This is a genomic window from Cedecea davisae, from assembly GCF_044095835.1.
GTDB lineage: Bacteria > Pseudomonadota > Gammaproteobacteria > Enterobacterales > Enterobacteriaceae > Cedecea > Cedecea davisae.
This window is the reverse complement of the sequence record NZ_CP172054.1, coordinates 4,514,063-4,528,750: the sequence shown is the minus strand read 5'-3', so window position 1 is coordinate 4,528,750 and position 14,688 is coordinate 4,514,063. Positions and strand designations below refer to the sequence as shown.

The window sequence follows — 14,688 nt, the reverse complement described above, 5'->3', positions numbered from 1 at the left end:
CTGCAGTTTGTGCAAGTATGGGTCTGCAGGTCTGTCTGGCCCGGGAAAACAGGTGGGAGTGAGAGTGAGCAACAACGTAGAACGGCTTCATCAGCAATTAAGCGAACGCATTCTGGTACTGGACGGCGGCATGGGCACTATGATCCAGAGCTATCGTCTTGATGAAAGTGATTTCAGAGGAGAGCGCTTTGCCGACTGGCCGTGCGACCTGAAAGGCAACAACGACCTGCTGGTGCTAAGCAAGCCCGAGGTTATCGCCGCGATCCACTACGCCTACTTCGAGGCCGGGGCGGATATCGTTGAAACCAACACCTTCAACTCCACCACCATCGCCATGGCCGACTACCAGATGGAATCCCTGTCGGCAGAAATTAACTACGAAGCGGCGAAGCTGGCACGAGCCTGCGCCGATGAATGGACGGCGAGAACGCCGGAAAAACCGCGCTATGTTGCCGGGGTGCTTGGCCCCACAAACCGTACCGCATCAATTTCTCCTAACGTTAACGATCCCGCATTCCGTAACATCACTTTTGATCAACTGGTAGAAGCTTACCGCGAATCCACCCGAGCGCTGGTGGAAGGCGGGGCTGACCTGATTATGATCGAAACGGTGTTCGACACCCTGAACGCAAAAGCGGCGATATTCGCCGTTAAAACAGAATTTGAAGCGCTTGGCGTCGAGTTGCCCATCATGATTTCCGGCACCATTACCGACGCTTCAGGCCGTACGCTTTCCGGGCAGACGACCGAGGCATTCTACAACTCGCTGCGCCATGCGGATGCGCTCAGCTTTGGCCTTAACTGTGCTTTGGGGCCGGACGAGCTGCGCCAGTACGTTGCCGAGCTGTCACGCATTGCCGAATGCTACGTTACCGCACACCCTAACGCCGGGCTGCCAAATGCCTTCGGCGAGTACGATCTCGACGCTGACGTAATGGCCCTGCAGATTGGAGAATGGGCGCAGGCGGGTTTCCTGAATATCGTCGGCGGCTGCTGCGGCACTACGCCTGCGCACATTGCCGCGATGAGCAAAGCGGTGGAAGGCGTTGCCCCACGCAAGCTTCCCGAGCTGCCGGTTGCCTGCCGTCTTGCCGGGCTGGAGCCGCTCAATATCAGCGCGGAAAGCCTGTTTGTGAACGTCGGGGAGCGTACCAACGTGACCGGCTCTGCAAAATTTAAGCGGCTGATTAAAGAAGAAAAATATAACGAAGCGCTGGACGTGGCCCTGCAACAGGTCGCCAGCGGGGCACAAATCATCGACATCAACATGGATGAAGGAATGCTCGATGCCGAAGCGGCAATGGTGCGTTTCCTGAATCTGATTGCCGGTGAGCCGGACATTGCCCGGGTGCCGATTATGATCGACTCCTCAAAATGGGAGGTCATCGAAAAAGGGCTGAAATGCATCCAGGGCAAAGGCATCGTCAACTCTATTTCCATGAAAGAAGGGATTGAGCCGTTTATCCACCATGCCCGGCTGGTACGGCGCTACGGCGCGGCCATGGTAGTCATGGCGTTTGATGAAGTCGGCCAGGCGGATACCCGCGAGCGCAAAATTGATATTTGCCGCCGCGCCTACAAGATCCTTACCGAAGAGGTCGGTTTCCCGCCTGAAGATATTATTTTTGACCCAAATATCTTCGCCGTGGCGACCGGCATCGAAGAACACAACAACTACGCTCAGGACTTTATTGGCGCCTGCGAAGACATTAAGCGTGAGCTCCCGCATGCGATGATTTCCGGCGGCGTTTCCAACGTTTCTTTCTCGTTCCGCGGCAATGAGCCGGTGCGCGAAGCCATCCACGCGGTCTTCCTCTACTACGCTATCCGCAACGGTATGGATATGGGTATTGTTAACGCCGGGCAGTTGGCGATTTACGACGATCTGCCTGCCGAGCTGCGGGACGCGGTGGAGGACGTTGTTCTCAACCGTCGCGACGACAGTACCGAGCGACTGCTGGATCTGGCCGAGAAATATCGCGGCAGCAAAAGCGATGAAGCCGCCAACGCGCAGCAGGCTGAATGGCGCAGCTGGGACGTTGTTAAGCGCCTGGAGTATTCGCTGGTGAAAGGCATCACCGAATTTATCGAAGCGGACACAGAAGAAGCGCGCCAGCAGTCCACGCGCCCGATAGAGGTTATCGAAGGCCCGCTGATGGCGGGAATGAACGTGGTTGGCGACTTGTTCGGCGAAGGGAAAATGTTCCTTCCGCAGGTGGTGAAGTCAGCCCGCGTGATGAAGCAGGCGGTGGCTTATCTGGAGCCTTACATCGAAGCCAGCAAGGAAAAAGGCTCGACGAATGGCAAAATCGTGCTTGCCACGGTAAAAGGCGACGTACACGACATCGGGAAAAACATCGTTGGCGTGGTGCTGCAATGTAATAACTACGAAATTATCGACCTCGGCGTGATGGTGCCGGGTGAGAAGATTTTGAAGACCGCCCGTGAAGTCGGCGCGGATATTATCGGCCTCTCCGGGCTGATTACGCCGTCGCTGGACGAGATGGTTAACGTCGCCAAAGAGATGGAGCGCCAGGGCTTTAAGCTGCCGCTGTTGATTGGCGGGGCGACGACTTCCAAAGCCCACACGGCGGTGAAAATCGAGCAAAACTACAGCGGTCCGACGGTGTATGTGCAGAATGCCTCCCGCACCGTCGGCGTAGTCTCCTCCCTGCTTTCAGAAACTCAGCACGATGATTTTGTCGCCCGCACGCGCAAAGAGTATGAGGTTGTGCGTACCCAGCATGCCCGCAAAAAACCGCGCACGCCGCCGGTAACGCTCCAGGCCGCGCGTGAGAACGACCTCGCCTTCGACTGGGAAAGCTACACCCCGCCGGTTGCCCATCGCCTGGGTGTCCAGGAAGTCACCGCCAGTATCGAAACGCTGCGCAACTACATCGACTGGACGCCGTTCTTTATGACCTGGTCTCTGGCCGGTAAATACCCGCGTATCCTGGAAGATGAAGTGGTGGGGGAAGAGGCGAAGCGGCTGTTTAAAGACGCCAACGAAATGCTCGACATGCTTCATAACACTAAGGCGATGACGCCGCGCGGCGTGGTCGGCCTGTTCCCGGCAAACCGGGTGGGCGATGACGTGGAAGTTTACGCCGACGAGACACGCACCCAGGTTAAGGCCGTGAGCCGTCATCTGCGCCAGCAAACTGAAAAAACCGGTTTCCCAAATTACTGCATCGCCGACTTCGTTGCGCCTAAATATAGTGGCAAAGCGGACTACATCGGCGCGTTCGCGGTTACCGGCGGCATCGAGGAGGACGCGCTGGCGGAGGCTTATGATGCCCAACATGATGATTACAACAAAATCATGGTGAAAGCGGTGGCGGACCGCCTGGCTGAAGCATTTGCAGAATATCTTCACGAGCGCGTGCGTAAAGTTTACTGGGGCTATGCGGCAACGGAAAATCTCAGCAACGAGGAGCTTATTCGCGAAAATTACCAGGGCATTCGCCCCGCGCCCGGCTACCCGGCCTGTCCCGAACATACCGAGAAAGCGGCTATCTGGGCGCTGCTCGACGTGGAAAACGTTATCGGCATGAAGCTGACCGAGTCCTACGCCATGTGGCCCGGCGCGTCGGTTTCCGGCTGGTACTTCAGCCACCCCGATAGCAAATACTTCGCCGTGGCGCAGATCCAGCGTGACCAGGTAGAAGACTATGCGCGGCGCAAAGGGATGCCGGTTAGCGAGGTAGAACGCTGGCTGGCACCTAACCTGGGTTACGACGCAGACTAGTCGCCAAAAATAACCTTTCCTTACAACTTACAAGGCGCTCTGTGAGCGCCTTGTCTCTTTATTGAAGTTAAACCCTTATACTGAAGGATGGTGGCTATTTTTGCCTCAGGAACCCTAAAAACTATAAGGAGAACAAGAATCCGTGCTGACATTGTTACACCTGCTGTCCGCCGTCTCGCTGCTGGTTTGGGGCACGCATATCGTGCGTACCGGCATTATGCGGGTATACGGTGCCAACCTGCGCAGCGTGCTTAGCCGCAGCGTAGAAAAGAAACCGCTCGCCTTCTGCGCCGGTATCGGCGTTACCGCTCTGGTGCAGAGCAGCAACGCAACCACTATGCTGGTCACGTCCTTCGTGGCTCAGGATCTGGTGGCGCTGACGCCTGCGCTGGTAATTGTGCTGGGGGCCGACGTAGGGACCGCGCTGATGGCGAGGGTCCTGACCTTCGATCTCTCGTGGCTTTCGCCGCTGCTGATATTTATCGGCGTCATTTTCTTCCTCAGCCGCAAGCAAACCCGTGCCGGGCAGCTTGGCCGCGTGGGGATTGGCCTTGGCCTGATCCTGCTGGCGCTGGAGCTGATTGTTTCGGCCGTCACGCCGATGACCCAGGCCAACGGCGTGCAGGTGATTTTCGCCTCTTTGACCGGCGACATCATGCTGGATGCGCTTATCGGCGCTATGTTCGCGATTATCAGTTACTCAAGCCTTGCTGCCGTGCTGTTAACCGCCACGCTGACCTCTACCGGCGTTATCTCGTTTGACGTCGCGCTTTGTCTGGTCATTGGCGCAAACCTCGGCTCCGGCCTGCTGGCGATGATCAATAACAGCGCGGCTAACGCTGCCGCTCGTCGCGTTGCGCTCGGTAGCCTGCTGTTTAAGCTGGTGGGGAGCCTGCTGGTGCTGCCGTTTGTGCATATCCTTGCCCGGCTGATGCACCACCTGCCGCTGCCTGAGTCCGAGCTGGTTATCTACTTCCACGTCTTCTACAACCTGATCCGCTGCCTGGTGATGGTGCCCTTTGCCGAGCCCATGGCGCGTTTCTGCCGCCGGGTTATTAGCGAGGAGCCGGAAGTGGATGCCCGCATGAAGCCGAAGCACCTTGACCCAACCGCGCTGGATACTCCGGCGCTCGGTTTGTCTAACGCTGCGCGCGAAACTCTCCGAATGGGCGACGTGCTGGAGCAGATGCTGGAGACCTGGAGCAAGGTGATGCACGGCGAGCCGCGCCAGGAAAAAGAGCTGCGCAAGCTGGCCGACGACGTAGACGTGCTTTATACCGCCATCAAGCTCTACCTTGCTCAAATGCCGAAGGAAGATTTGGCGGAAATGGAATCGCGCCGCTGGGCGGAAATTATTGAGATGTCGCTTAACCTTGAGCAGGCGGCGGATATCATTGAGCGTATGGGCAGCGAAGTTGCGGATAAATCCCTTGCCGCCCGTCGCGCCTTCTCGCCGGATGGCCTGACCGAGCTGGATAACCTGCTCCAGCAGTTGATCAGCAACCTGCAGCTTAGCCTGTCGGTATTTTTCTCAAGCGACCTGGGTAGCGCCCGCCGCCTGCGCCGCAACAAGCATCGCTTCCGCATTATGAACCGCCGCTTCTCCCACGCGCACGTTGACCGCCTGCATCAGCAAAACGTGCAGAGCATCGAAACCAGCTCGCTGCACCTTGGGCTACTGGGCGATATGAAACGCCTGAACTCCTTGTTCTGTTCGGTGGCCTATAGCGTGCTGGACCAGCCGGACGACGACGATGAGCGGGACGAGTATTGATTAAGCCGCGCCTTCATGACGAAGGCGCTTAAAGCGCATGCCGGGCTAAGATCGCGGGGCAATCACAGAAAGGCTGTTCGCAACGCCCTGCGGGTAAGGTATAGTCCTGGGTTTTCGGAGGAGCCATGCTGACTAATTCATCTATTCGTCTTAACAAATACATCAGCGAGAGCGGTATCTGCTCGCGCCGTGACGCCGATCGCTACATCGAACAGGGCAACGTTTTTATCAACGGCAAACGCGCCAAAGTGGGCGATCAGGTTTTTGCCGGCGATAGCGTGAAGGTGAATGGTCAGTTAATCGAGCCTCGCGACGAAGAAGACCTGGTGCTGATTGCGCTGAATAAGCCGGTGGGCATCGTGAGTACCACCGAGGACGGTGAGAAAGACAACATCGTGGATTACGTGAACCACAGCAAGCGCGTGTTTCCAATTGGCCGTCTCGACAAAGATTCCCAGGGGCTGATTTTCCTCACTAATCACGGCGACCTGGTCAACAAGATCCTGCGCGCCGGTAATGACCACGAAAAAGAGTACGTGGTAACGGTGAATAAGCCTGTGACCGACGAGTTTATTCGCGGCATGGGCGCGGGCGTGCCGATCCTCGGCACCGTGACCAAAAAATGCAAAGTGAAAAAAGAAGCGCCGTTTGCGTTTCGCATCACGCTGGTTCAGGGATTAAACCGCCAGATCCGCCGCATGTGCGAACATTTTGGTTATGAAGTGACGAAGCTTGAGCGCACGCGCATCATGAACGTCAGTCTTTCCGGGATACCGCTGGGTGAATGGCGTGACCTGACCGATGATGAACTGATTGAGCTGTTTAAGCTGATTGAGAATTCTTCTTCTGAAGCCAAACCGGCTCAAAAAAAGGCGAAACCAAAAGCTACCACGGCCGCGGTGAAAAAGCCGCAGGTCAGCGGGCCGAAAAGCTCAGCCAAAACGCCTGCTGAGCTTGCTTCCCGTAAACGCTTTGCCGCCCCGGGCCGTAAGAAAAAAGGCCGTTAAACTAGCGCTTACCGCGCGTGTGGGTGTTGGCCGACCATGAAAAGGTCGCCGAAGTATCCGGCTTTAAGGCATTTTTCTTCTTCAGCTGGCGAGCTTTTTTAGCCGCCAGCTCTCGTTCCGCCATCAGTTTGTCGATGTACTCTTTTTTTACCTGATTGGTTTCTGAGTTGGTCAACGTACGACCGTGTGCAATGCGGGCGCGATCCAGCAGCGTCTTTAATTCTCGCTGCTCGCTTTCCGTCATGTCCTGCTGTGTCAGTCTGGCTGTGGCCATCGTTGAAACCTCCTGGGAAAGGACTTTCAGTGTAAAGCAAACCTTCTGATTTACTGAAACAAAAAAGCCCGCATCGGCGGGCTTTTATCGGAATCTCTGGCGCGGTGGATTATTCAAACAGGTTGTGATGAAGCTTTTTCACCACCTGTTCTGCGTCATCGCCCGGCACCAGGAAGCAGAGGTTATAGCTGGAAGCCCCGTAGCAAATCATGCGGATATTGAACGGGTCGAGCACGCCAAACACCTCTTTACCCACGCCGCAGGCCTGGGACAGCTTGTTGCCGATGATGGCGACCAGAGCCAGATTCTCTTCCACTTCTACGCGACACAGCGATGAAAGCTCGGTCAGCAGGGCGCTGGTCAGCAGGCTGTCGCCGGTTGAGGTGGAGCCGGTGGTATCCAGCGTCAGGGCGATGCTCACTTCTGAAGTGGTTATCAGGTCTACCGAAATATTATGGCGCGCCAGGATACTGAACACTTCAGCCAGGAAGCCCTGGGAGTGCAGCATGGTCAGGCTGTGCAGAGTTAACAGCGTCTGCTTGCGGCGTAATGCCAGGGCGCGGAACAGCGGTGGATTTTCGGTTTTTTTGCACACCAGCGTGCCGCCGGCTGCCGGATCTTTGCTGGAACCAACGAACACCGGAATATCACAGCGCACGGCGGGCAGCAATGTCGCGGGGTGCAGCACCTTCGCGCCAAAAGTTGCCATCTCGGCGGCCTCTTCAAACGCAATGCGGTCGATTCGTTTTGCCGCCGGAACAACGCGCGGGTCGGTAGTGTAAATCCCCGGAACGTCGGTCCAGATATCTACACGAGCGGCATGTAGCGCTTCGCCAAGCAGGGCGGCGGTATAGTCGCTGCCGCCGCGGCCAAGCGTGGTGGTACGGCCTTTTTCTTCGCTGCCGATAAAGCCCTGAGTAATCACCAGCGCGTCGTTAAGGCGCGGGAGCAACTGTTGCCCGGCTAATTCAGCCAGGGCCTCAATATCAGGCTCGGCGCGGCCAAAGCGGTCGCTGGTGCGCATGATTTTACGGATGTCGAACCACTGGGCCTCAACGCTGCGCTCGCGCAGGATCTCAACAAACAGCAGGGTAGACATCAGTTCGCCGTGGCTAACTAACTCGTCGGTCAGCGCGGTAGAGGTGGCAAGGGATGCGGCTTCCGCGAGCGTGGTGATGTTCTCAAGCAGGCGCTCAATCTCTTCACGAATAACGTGCGGGTTAGCCAGACGCTCGACGATGTCGTACTGAATTTTACGGATAGCATCGAGCTTGACGAAGCGTTCGGTAGCCTCAAGTCCCTCAGCAAGAGCGACCAGCAGGTTGGTCACGCCAGCGGAAGCGGAAAGCACCACTACGCGGACGTTATTATCGGCAAGCACAACGTCGGCGCTGCGGTTCATCGCGTCGAAGTCGGCAACGCTGGTACCGCCAAATTTGGCTACTACGGTTTGGGACATAACTACCTCGTGTCAGGGGCCATTCAACTGGCAATAAAATATTCAGCCTTGGCACAAGGGAAGAGCGATAAACGGGTGGGCGCAGAGCAGGAGAACTACGAGATCACCCAGAAGTGCTCCACCTTGTCTATCCGGCTGACTGCGCCGAATATGAAACGCTCGACTGCGAACGTTCCTGGTGACAACCCAGAGGATTCAGCCCCTGCAGCCGACAATAAGCGTGACCAGACGCTCCATCATCTCGGCGTTGCTCCCCCTCACGTATCTTCACAGTACTGGTTCCTCGGATACGATTATCTGGGCAACGCGCCTCTTCTGGCCTGCGCATGCGCAGGTAGCGCCTAATAAATAAAGCTTCGGCGATGGCATGTCAACGTCGGGGTTATGCGGATTTTTCATGTTCAATCGATAACCAGGAATTTAACTTATAACAGGCGCTTTTTTGGCGCTTTTTAGAGGGTTACGGTAAAGCGCCGGTTAATGGCATAAAAACCATCACAATTTTCGCCTGCAGGCGCTACAATCGACCGAAGTCACAATTCTCAAATCAGAAGAGTATTGCTATGAAAAACATCAACCCGAAGCAGACCTCTGCCTGGCAGGCGCTCCAGAAACACTACGATGAGATGAAAGACGTTACTCTCTCCGAGCTTTTCGCGAAAGATAACGACCGCTTCACCAAATTCTCCGCCACCTTCGATGATTTAATGCTGGTGGACTTCTCCAAAAACCGCATCACGACCGAAACCCTCGAAAAACTGCAGGCTCTTGCAAAAGAGACCGACCTGCAGAGCGCCATCAAATCCATGTTCGCCGGTGAAAAAATCAACCGCACCGAAGACCGTGCGGTGCTGCACGTTGCCCTGCGTAACCGCAGCAATACGCCGATTGTGGTAGACGGCAAAGACGTGATGCCGGAAGTGAACGCGGTGCTGGAGAAGATGAAAGCCTTCTCTGAAAGCATTATCAGCGGCAGCTGGAAAGGTTACACCGGCAAAGCAATTACCGACGTAGTTAACATCGGTATCGGCGGCTCCGACCTCGGCCCATTCATGGTGACCGAAGCGCTGCGTCCGTACAAAAACCACCTCAATATGCACTTTGTTTCCAACGTCGATGGCACCCACATCGCCGAAGTGCTGAAAAAGGTTAACCCGGAAACAACGCTGTTCCTGGTGGCTTCAAAAACCTTTACCACTCAAGAAACCATGACCAACGCCCACAGCGCGCGTGACTGGTTCCTGCGTGCCGCCGGTGATGAAAAACACGTAGCGAAACACTTCGCCGCGCTGTCTACCAACGGTAAAGCCGTAGGCGAGTTCGGTATCGACACTGCCAACATGTTCGAGTTCTGGGACTGGGTGGGCGGTCGTTATTCCCTGTGGTCCGCGATTGGCCTGTCCATCATCCTGTCCGTTGGCTTCGACAACTTTGTTGAGCTGCTTTCCGGCGCGCATGCCATGGACAAGCACTTCAGCACCACGCCAGCCGAGCAGAACCTGCCGGTGCTGCTGGCGCTGATTGGTATCTGGTACAACAATTTCTTCGGCGCTGAAACCGAAGCGATTCTGCCGTACGACCAATACATGCACCGCTTTGCTGCTTATTTCCAGCAGGGCAACATGGAGTCTAACGGCAAGTACGTTGACCGTAATGGCAACGCGGTTGATTACCAGACTGGCCCAATCATCTGGGGCGAGCCGGGCACTAACGGCCAGCACGCGTTCTATCAGCTGATTCACCAGGGCACCAAAATGGTTCCTTGCGACTTTATCGCACCGGCCATTAGCCACAACGCGCTGTCCGACCATCATCCTAAGCTGCTGTCTAACTTCTTCGCGCAGACCGAAGCGCTGGCGTTCGGCAAATCTCGCGAAGTGGTTGAGCAGGAATATCGCGACCAGGGTAAAGATCCTGCAACCCTGGATCACGTTGTGCCGTTCAAGGTGTTTGAAGGCAATCGCCCGACCAACTCCATCCTGCTGCGTGAAATCACTCCGTTCAGCCTCGGTGCGCTGATTGCGCTGTATGAGCACAAGATCTTCACCCAGGGCGCAATCCTGAACATCTTCACCTTTGACCAGTGGGGCGTAGAGCTTGGCAAACAGCTGGCTAACCGCATCCTGCCGGAGCTGGGCGACGATAAGCAAATCGAGAGCCACGACAGCTCTACCAACGGCCTGATTAACCGCTATAAGTCCTGGCGTGATTAATTAAACCGTGAGTATGAAATATGCCAGCCTTGTGCTGGCATATTTTTTATAAGAGTTATCCCCTTGCCGTCATAATTTATGATTTTGCCAACCTGAGGTTAATCCTAAAATTAGATTGTCATTATTAAACACAGGCCTTAAATTTAAGAGTAATTGGAATTATATTTCTGTATAAAATAATAATAACAATATGTTTTATATCGTTTTATTTTTAATTAAATAACCCTTACGCTTTGGTTTTTACTCTTTTTCTTAAAGTTCACTCCTTATTTCCCGCAAGCCGGATCATCACATTGTGTTGTGTATACTCGATGGCGCCTGAAAGCCTTTTCGGGCAAATCTCCATTCATTCAATGAAGGGAAATTGTGATGAGAAAAACCCTTTATGGCGCTTTAGCCATATTTACGCTGGCAGCCGCCGGCGCGGCGAATGCTGATCCCGTAGCAGTGGGTGATGCGGCCGGCGCGCAGGCGACCTCTGTGTCTGCAGGCAGTTCCGCTGCAACCAGCGCCAGCACTGTTGGGTCGGCGGTCGGTGTGGCGTTAGCCGCAACCGGTGGCGGCGACGGTTCTAACACCGGGACCACCACAACCACCACCACCAGCACCACCACCCGCTAACGCTGCGGGTGTTTTTAACCATAACCACACTTCGGTGTGGTTATTTTAAACCGGGGAATCATCGTGTCGCGACTCGCAATACTTTTTGTCTGCCTGTTACTTCAGGGCTGCTCAGCTACAACCCGGGGGCTTGGTGCCTCGCTCTGGCACAGCGTTGCCGGAGGGGGTGGCGTGCAGCTCACCGATGATGAAATCGCCGGGATGCGCTACGCCAGCCAGTACATGAGTATTAACAACGGTCCGCAGCTTTTTGTGGTGCTGGCCTACAACGAAAATGACCAGCAGAAATGGGTCACCCAGGACCGGGCGGTTATCGTCACGCAGAATGGACGCATCGTGAAAACCAGCGGGCTTGGCGACAACCTGACCGAGACAACGAACCTGGGTAATGACCCTCTGGCGAAGGTAAAACAGATAACCGAAGGCGCTGGCTGGACGCGGCAGATTGCATGGACCGAGCATCAGCAGGTGCGCTATGCCACCGCCAGCTCGACCTTCAGCTATGACGGCACCGACACGATAAAAGTCGGTAGCAGCGTCACCAAAGTTCGGGTGCTGGAAGAAGAAGTCACCGCGTTGGGTAAAAGCTGGACTAACCGCTATTGGGTTGATGATGACGGACAAATCCGTAAATCAAAACAGTACCTTGGCCCGGGCTACTGGCCGATTACCACGCTTCTTGTGAAGGCGGCAAAGCAATGAAAAAAATCTTCCTCGCGCTGGCCTTCATAAGCCCATTTGGCTATGCCGAAAGCACCGTTACCGTTTATGCCACCCCGCAGGCCCAGCCGGTAGTCATCAACGATGCCGGGCGGCTTGCCGATTTAGTCACACGCCCCGATCTCAGCCGCAGCTGGTGGCCCGCGGCGGTAATTAGCGAGCGTCAGGCAACAGCCGTTCAGGAGCAAAAACACCAGCAGCTGCTGACCCGCCTTGGCGAGCTGGCCGCTGATGAAGGCGGCGATGACGGGGCGGCCATTAACGGGCTGCGCCAGCAGCTGAACGCAATTTATGTCACCGGGCGGCAGTTTGTGAACCTTGACCCTGACTGGGTTCGTCTGCGCCCGCAGGCCAACGTGCCGCTGCATGGGGAATACAGCCTGTGGACCGGCCCTCAACCGACGACGATTACGCTGGTGGGGCTGGTCAGCGCGCCGGGCGTTAAGCCGTTCAAGCCGGGGCGCAGCGTCGATGAATACCTTGACGAGACCAGCCTCCTCAGCGGGGCGGATAACAGTTATGCCTGGGTTATTTATCCCGACGGCAAAACGGAAAAAGCGCCAGTGGCTTACTGGAACAGGCGCCATATCGAACCCTCTCCCGGCAGCATTATTTTTGTTGGTTTCTCCAGCCATCTTTTCAGCTCCACTTTTGACGAGCTGAACCAGCAAGTTCTTAATTCCCTGACCCATCGGATACCGGATTAATGAAAAAACGTTACCTGTATAGTCTGATTGCGCTGGCCGTGACTACCGCCTGCCGCGCCGAAACGTATCCGGCACCCGTTGGTCCCTCTCAGGCTGACTTTGGCGGCGTTGGGCTGCTGCAAACGCCTACCGCCCGCATGGCACCGGAAGGGGAGTTAAACCTCAACTATCGCGATAACGATCAGTACCGCTTCTATTCGGCCTCGATGCAGCTGTTCCCGTGGCTGGAAACCACGCTGCGTTATACCGACGTGCGTACTCGACGCTATAGCAGCGTGCAGGCATTCTCGGGCGACCAGACCTATAAAGATAAGGCCTTCGACGTCAAGCTGCGGCTTTGGGAAGAGAGTTACTGGCTGCCGCAGGTTTCTGCCGGGATACGCGATTTAGGCGGCACCGGCCTGTTTGACGGCGAATATGTGGTGGCAAGCAAAGGCTGGGGCCCGTTCGATTTCAGCCTGGGCATGGGCTGGGGCTATTTAGGCACCAGCGGCAACATCAAGAACCCGCTGTGCGAATACAGCAATAAATATTGCTACCGCGATAACAGCTATAACATGGCCGGCTCGTTTGACTTCAGCAACATGTTCCACGGCCCAACCTCGCTGTTTGGCGGCGTGGAATATCAGACACCCTGGCAGCCGCTGCGCCTTAAAGTGGAGTATGAAGGCAACAACTACAGCCATGAATTTGCGGGGAAAATAGAACAGCGCAGCAGCGTAAACGTCGGTGCTATCTACCGCGTAACCGACTGGGCCGATGTGAACATGAGCTATGAACGCGGCAATACCTTTATGTTTGGCGTCACGCTGCGAACCAATTTCAATAAGCTGAAACCAGGCTATAACGACGCTCGTCGCCCTGAATACCAGCCTCACCCGCAGGATGAAATCCTGCAACATAGCGTGGTGGCGAACCAGCTTACGGACCTGAAATACAACGCCGGGCTGGTTAATCCAAATATTCAGATCAAAGGTGACACGCTGTATGTCACGGGAGAGCAGGTGAAATACCGCAACTCCCGTGAAGGTATCGAACGTGCAAACCGCATCGTGATGAATAATTTGCCGGACAATATTCGCACCATTCGCATTACCGAAAGCCGCATCAATATGCCGCAGGTGACAACCGAAACCGACGTTGCCAGCCTGCGCAATCACCTTGCCGGTGAGCCGCTCGGGCATGAAACAGAGTTGGTGCAAAAACGTGTTGAGCCGATTGTGCCGGACAGCACCGAACAGGGCTACTACATTGAGAAATCACGCTTTAACTATTCGATAGACCCGATTCTCAACCAATCTATCGGCGGCCCGGAAAGCTTCTATATGTACCAGGTCGGGATAATGGGCAATGCTGATTTCTGGCTGACGGATCATCTGTTAACCAGCGGCAGCATCTTTGCCAACGTGGCGAATAACTACGACAAATTCAATTACACCAACCCGCCAAATGACTCTTCGCTGCCGCGCGTGCGTACGCATGTGCGTGAGTACGTAGAGAATGATATCTATATCAATAATCTACAGGCTAACTACTTCCAGTACTTCGGCCATGGCATTTACGGCCAGGTTTATGCGGGCTATCTGGAAACCATGTACGGCGGTGCGGGGGCCGAACTGCTTTATCGCCCGGTGGACAGCAACTGGGCAATTGGCGTGAACGGCAACTATGTGAAGCAGCGCGACTGGCGCAGCTCGCAGGATATGATGAAATTTACCGACTACAGCGCCAAAACAGGGCATATCACCGGCTACTGGACGCCGCCATTTGCTCAGGATGTTTTAGTGAAACTCAGCATCGGCCAATATCTGGCGCAGGATAAGGGCGGCACGCTGGAGATCTCCAAACACTTCGACAGCGGCGTGGTAGTTGGCACTTATGCCACCATCACCAACGTATCGAAGAAAGAGTACGGGGAAGGGGACTTTACTAAAGGCTTCTACATCAACGTCCCGCTGGATATCTTCTCCGCCTACCCAACCCGCAGCCGCGCGCAGGTGACCTGGACGCCGCTGACGCGTGACGGCGGGCAAATGCTGGGCCGTAAGTTCGATCTCTACGGCGTCACCAGCGATCGCAGCGAGAATTTCCGTTAGTGAGGATAAGTAAATAAGCTAGATCCAGATCACACTTTCAACGTATAACAGCCTCCTGATACCACAATA

At 55.4% G+C, this 14,688-nt stretch carries 10 protein-coding genes and 1 riboswitch; of the genes, 8 read left to right on the top strand and 2 right to left on the bottom strand.

What is annotated here, in order from left to right; all coding sequences use genetic code 11:
- Positions 1-64 precede the first annotated feature (64 nt).
- From metH to rluF, 3 genes are all read left to right on the top strand, one after another.
- Positions 65-3,748 carry a methionine synthase gene (metH, locus tag ACG1VR_RS21640; protein WP_395489775.1) on the top strand — a complete coding sequence of 1,228 codons (3,684 nt, stop codon included), beginning with the start codon at positions 65-67 and terminating at the stop codon, positions 3,746-3,748.
- Positions 3,749-3,890: 142 nt separating this feature from the next.
- A complete protein-coding gene (locus tag ACG1VR_RS21635) occupies positions 3,891-5,522 on the top strand; it encodes a Na/Pi cotransporter family protein (protein WP_016517406.1) in 1,632 nt (543 codons plus the stop codon).
- A 125-nt stretch (positions 5,523-5,647) separates the two neighbouring features.
- On the top strand, positions 5,648-6,529 hold the full coding sequence (gene rluF, locus ACG1VR_RS21630; protein ID WP_016517407.1) for a 23S rRNA pseudouridine(2604) synthase RluF: 882 nt from the start codon (positions 5,648-5,650) through the stop codon (positions 6,527-6,529).
- A gap of 1 nt (position 6,530) precedes the next feature.
- Here the strand turns inward: rluF and ACG1VR_RS21625 are convergent, their stop codons facing one another.
- Positions 6,531-6,803: a DUF3811 domain-containing protein gene (locus tag ACG1VR_RS21625; protein ID WP_016517408.1), complete on the bottom strand. Its 273-nt coding sequence runs from the start codon at positions 6,801-6,803 to the stop codon at positions 6,531-6,533.
- A 109-nt stretch (positions 6,804-6,912) separates the two neighbouring features.
- Positions 6,913-8,262, bottom strand: a complete 1,350-nt coding sequence (gene lysC, locus ACG1VR_RS21620; RefSeq protein WP_395489774.1) for a lysine-sensitive aspartokinase 3 — start codon at positions 8,260-8,262, stop codon at positions 6,913-6,915.
- A gap of 103 nt (positions 8,263-8,365) precedes the next feature.
- Positions 8,366-8,585, bottom strand: a riboswitch (Lysine riboswitch).
- A 240-nt stretch (positions 8,586-8,825) separates the two neighbouring features.
- On the opposite strand from lysC, the gene pgi reads away from it, so the two are divergent.
- The 5 genes from pgi (at position 8,826) to ACG1VR_RS21595 (ending at position 14,619) form a co-directional block, all read left to right on the top strand.
- Positions 8,826-10,475, top strand: a complete 1,650-nt coding sequence (gene pgi, locus ACG1VR_RS21615) for a glucose-6-phosphate isomerase (RefSeq protein WP_016517411.1) — start codon at positions 8,826-8,828, stop codon at positions 10,473-10,475.
- Positions 10,476-10,844: 369 nt separating this feature from the next.
- Positions 10,845-11,096 (top strand): exopolysaccharide production protein YjbE, encoded by a 252-nt coding sequence (yjbE, locus tag ACG1VR_RS21610; RefSeq protein ID WP_008455862.1) that lies wholly within the window; start codon positions 10,845-10,847, stop codon positions 11,094-11,096.
- Positions 11,097-11,159: 63 nt separating this feature from the next.
- Positions 11,160-11,798, top strand: a complete 639-nt coding sequence (locus ACG1VR_RS21605) for a YjbF family lipoprotein (RefSeq protein WP_039897791.1) — start codon at positions 11,160-11,162, stop codon at positions 11,796-11,798.
- Entirely contained in the window at positions 11,795-12,523 is a 729-nt protein-coding gene (locus ACG1VR_RS21600) for a capsule biosynthesis GfcC family protein (protein ID WP_395489773.1), read from the top strand. Before ACG1VR_RS21605 ends, ACG1VR_RS21600 begins: the two co-directional genes overlap by 4 nt.
- Positions 12,523-14,619 carry a YjbH domain-containing protein gene (locus ACG1VR_RS21595; RefSeq protein ID WP_395489772.1) on the top strand — a complete coding sequence of 699 codons (2,097 nt, stop codon included), beginning with the start codon at positions 12,523-12,525 and terminating at the stop codon, positions 14,617-14,619. The genes ACG1VR_RS21600 and ACG1VR_RS21595 overlap by 1 nt, the downstream gene beginning before the upstream one ends.
- The last annotated feature ends 69 nt before the right edge of the window (positions 14,620-14,688 follow it).

What these genes read in the sequence shown, in the direction of transcription:
- ACG1VR_RS21625 (WP_016517408.1), bottom strand. Translation starts at nt 6,803, where the DNA reads ATGGCCACAGCCAGACTGACACAGCAGGACATGACGGAAAGCGAGCAG.
- yjbE (WP_008455862.1), top strand. Translation starts at nt 10,845, where the DNA reads ATGAGAAAAACCCTTTATGGCGCTTTAGCCATATTTACGCTGGCAGCC.
- pgi (WP_016517411.1), top strand. Translation starts at nt 8,826, where the DNA reads ATGAAAAACATCAACCCGAAGCAGACCTCTGCCTGGCAGGCGCTCCAG.
- rluF (WP_016517407.1), top strand. Translation starts at nt 5,648, where the DNA reads ATGCTGACTAATTCATCTATTCGTCTTAACAAATACATCAGCGAGAGC.
- ACG1VR_RS21600 (WP_395489773.1), top strand. Translation starts at nt 11,795, where the DNA reads ATGAAAAAAATCTTCCTCGCGCTGGCCTTCATAAGCCCATTTGGCTAT.
- ACG1VR_RS21595 (WP_395489772.1), top strand. Translation starts at nt 12,523, where the DNA reads ATGAAAAAACGTTACCTGTATAGTCTGATTGCGCTGGCCGTGACTACC.
- lysC (WP_395489774.1), bottom strand. Translation starts at nt 8,262, where the DNA reads ATGTCCCAAACCGTAGTAGCCAAATTTGGCGGTACCAGCGTTGCCGAC.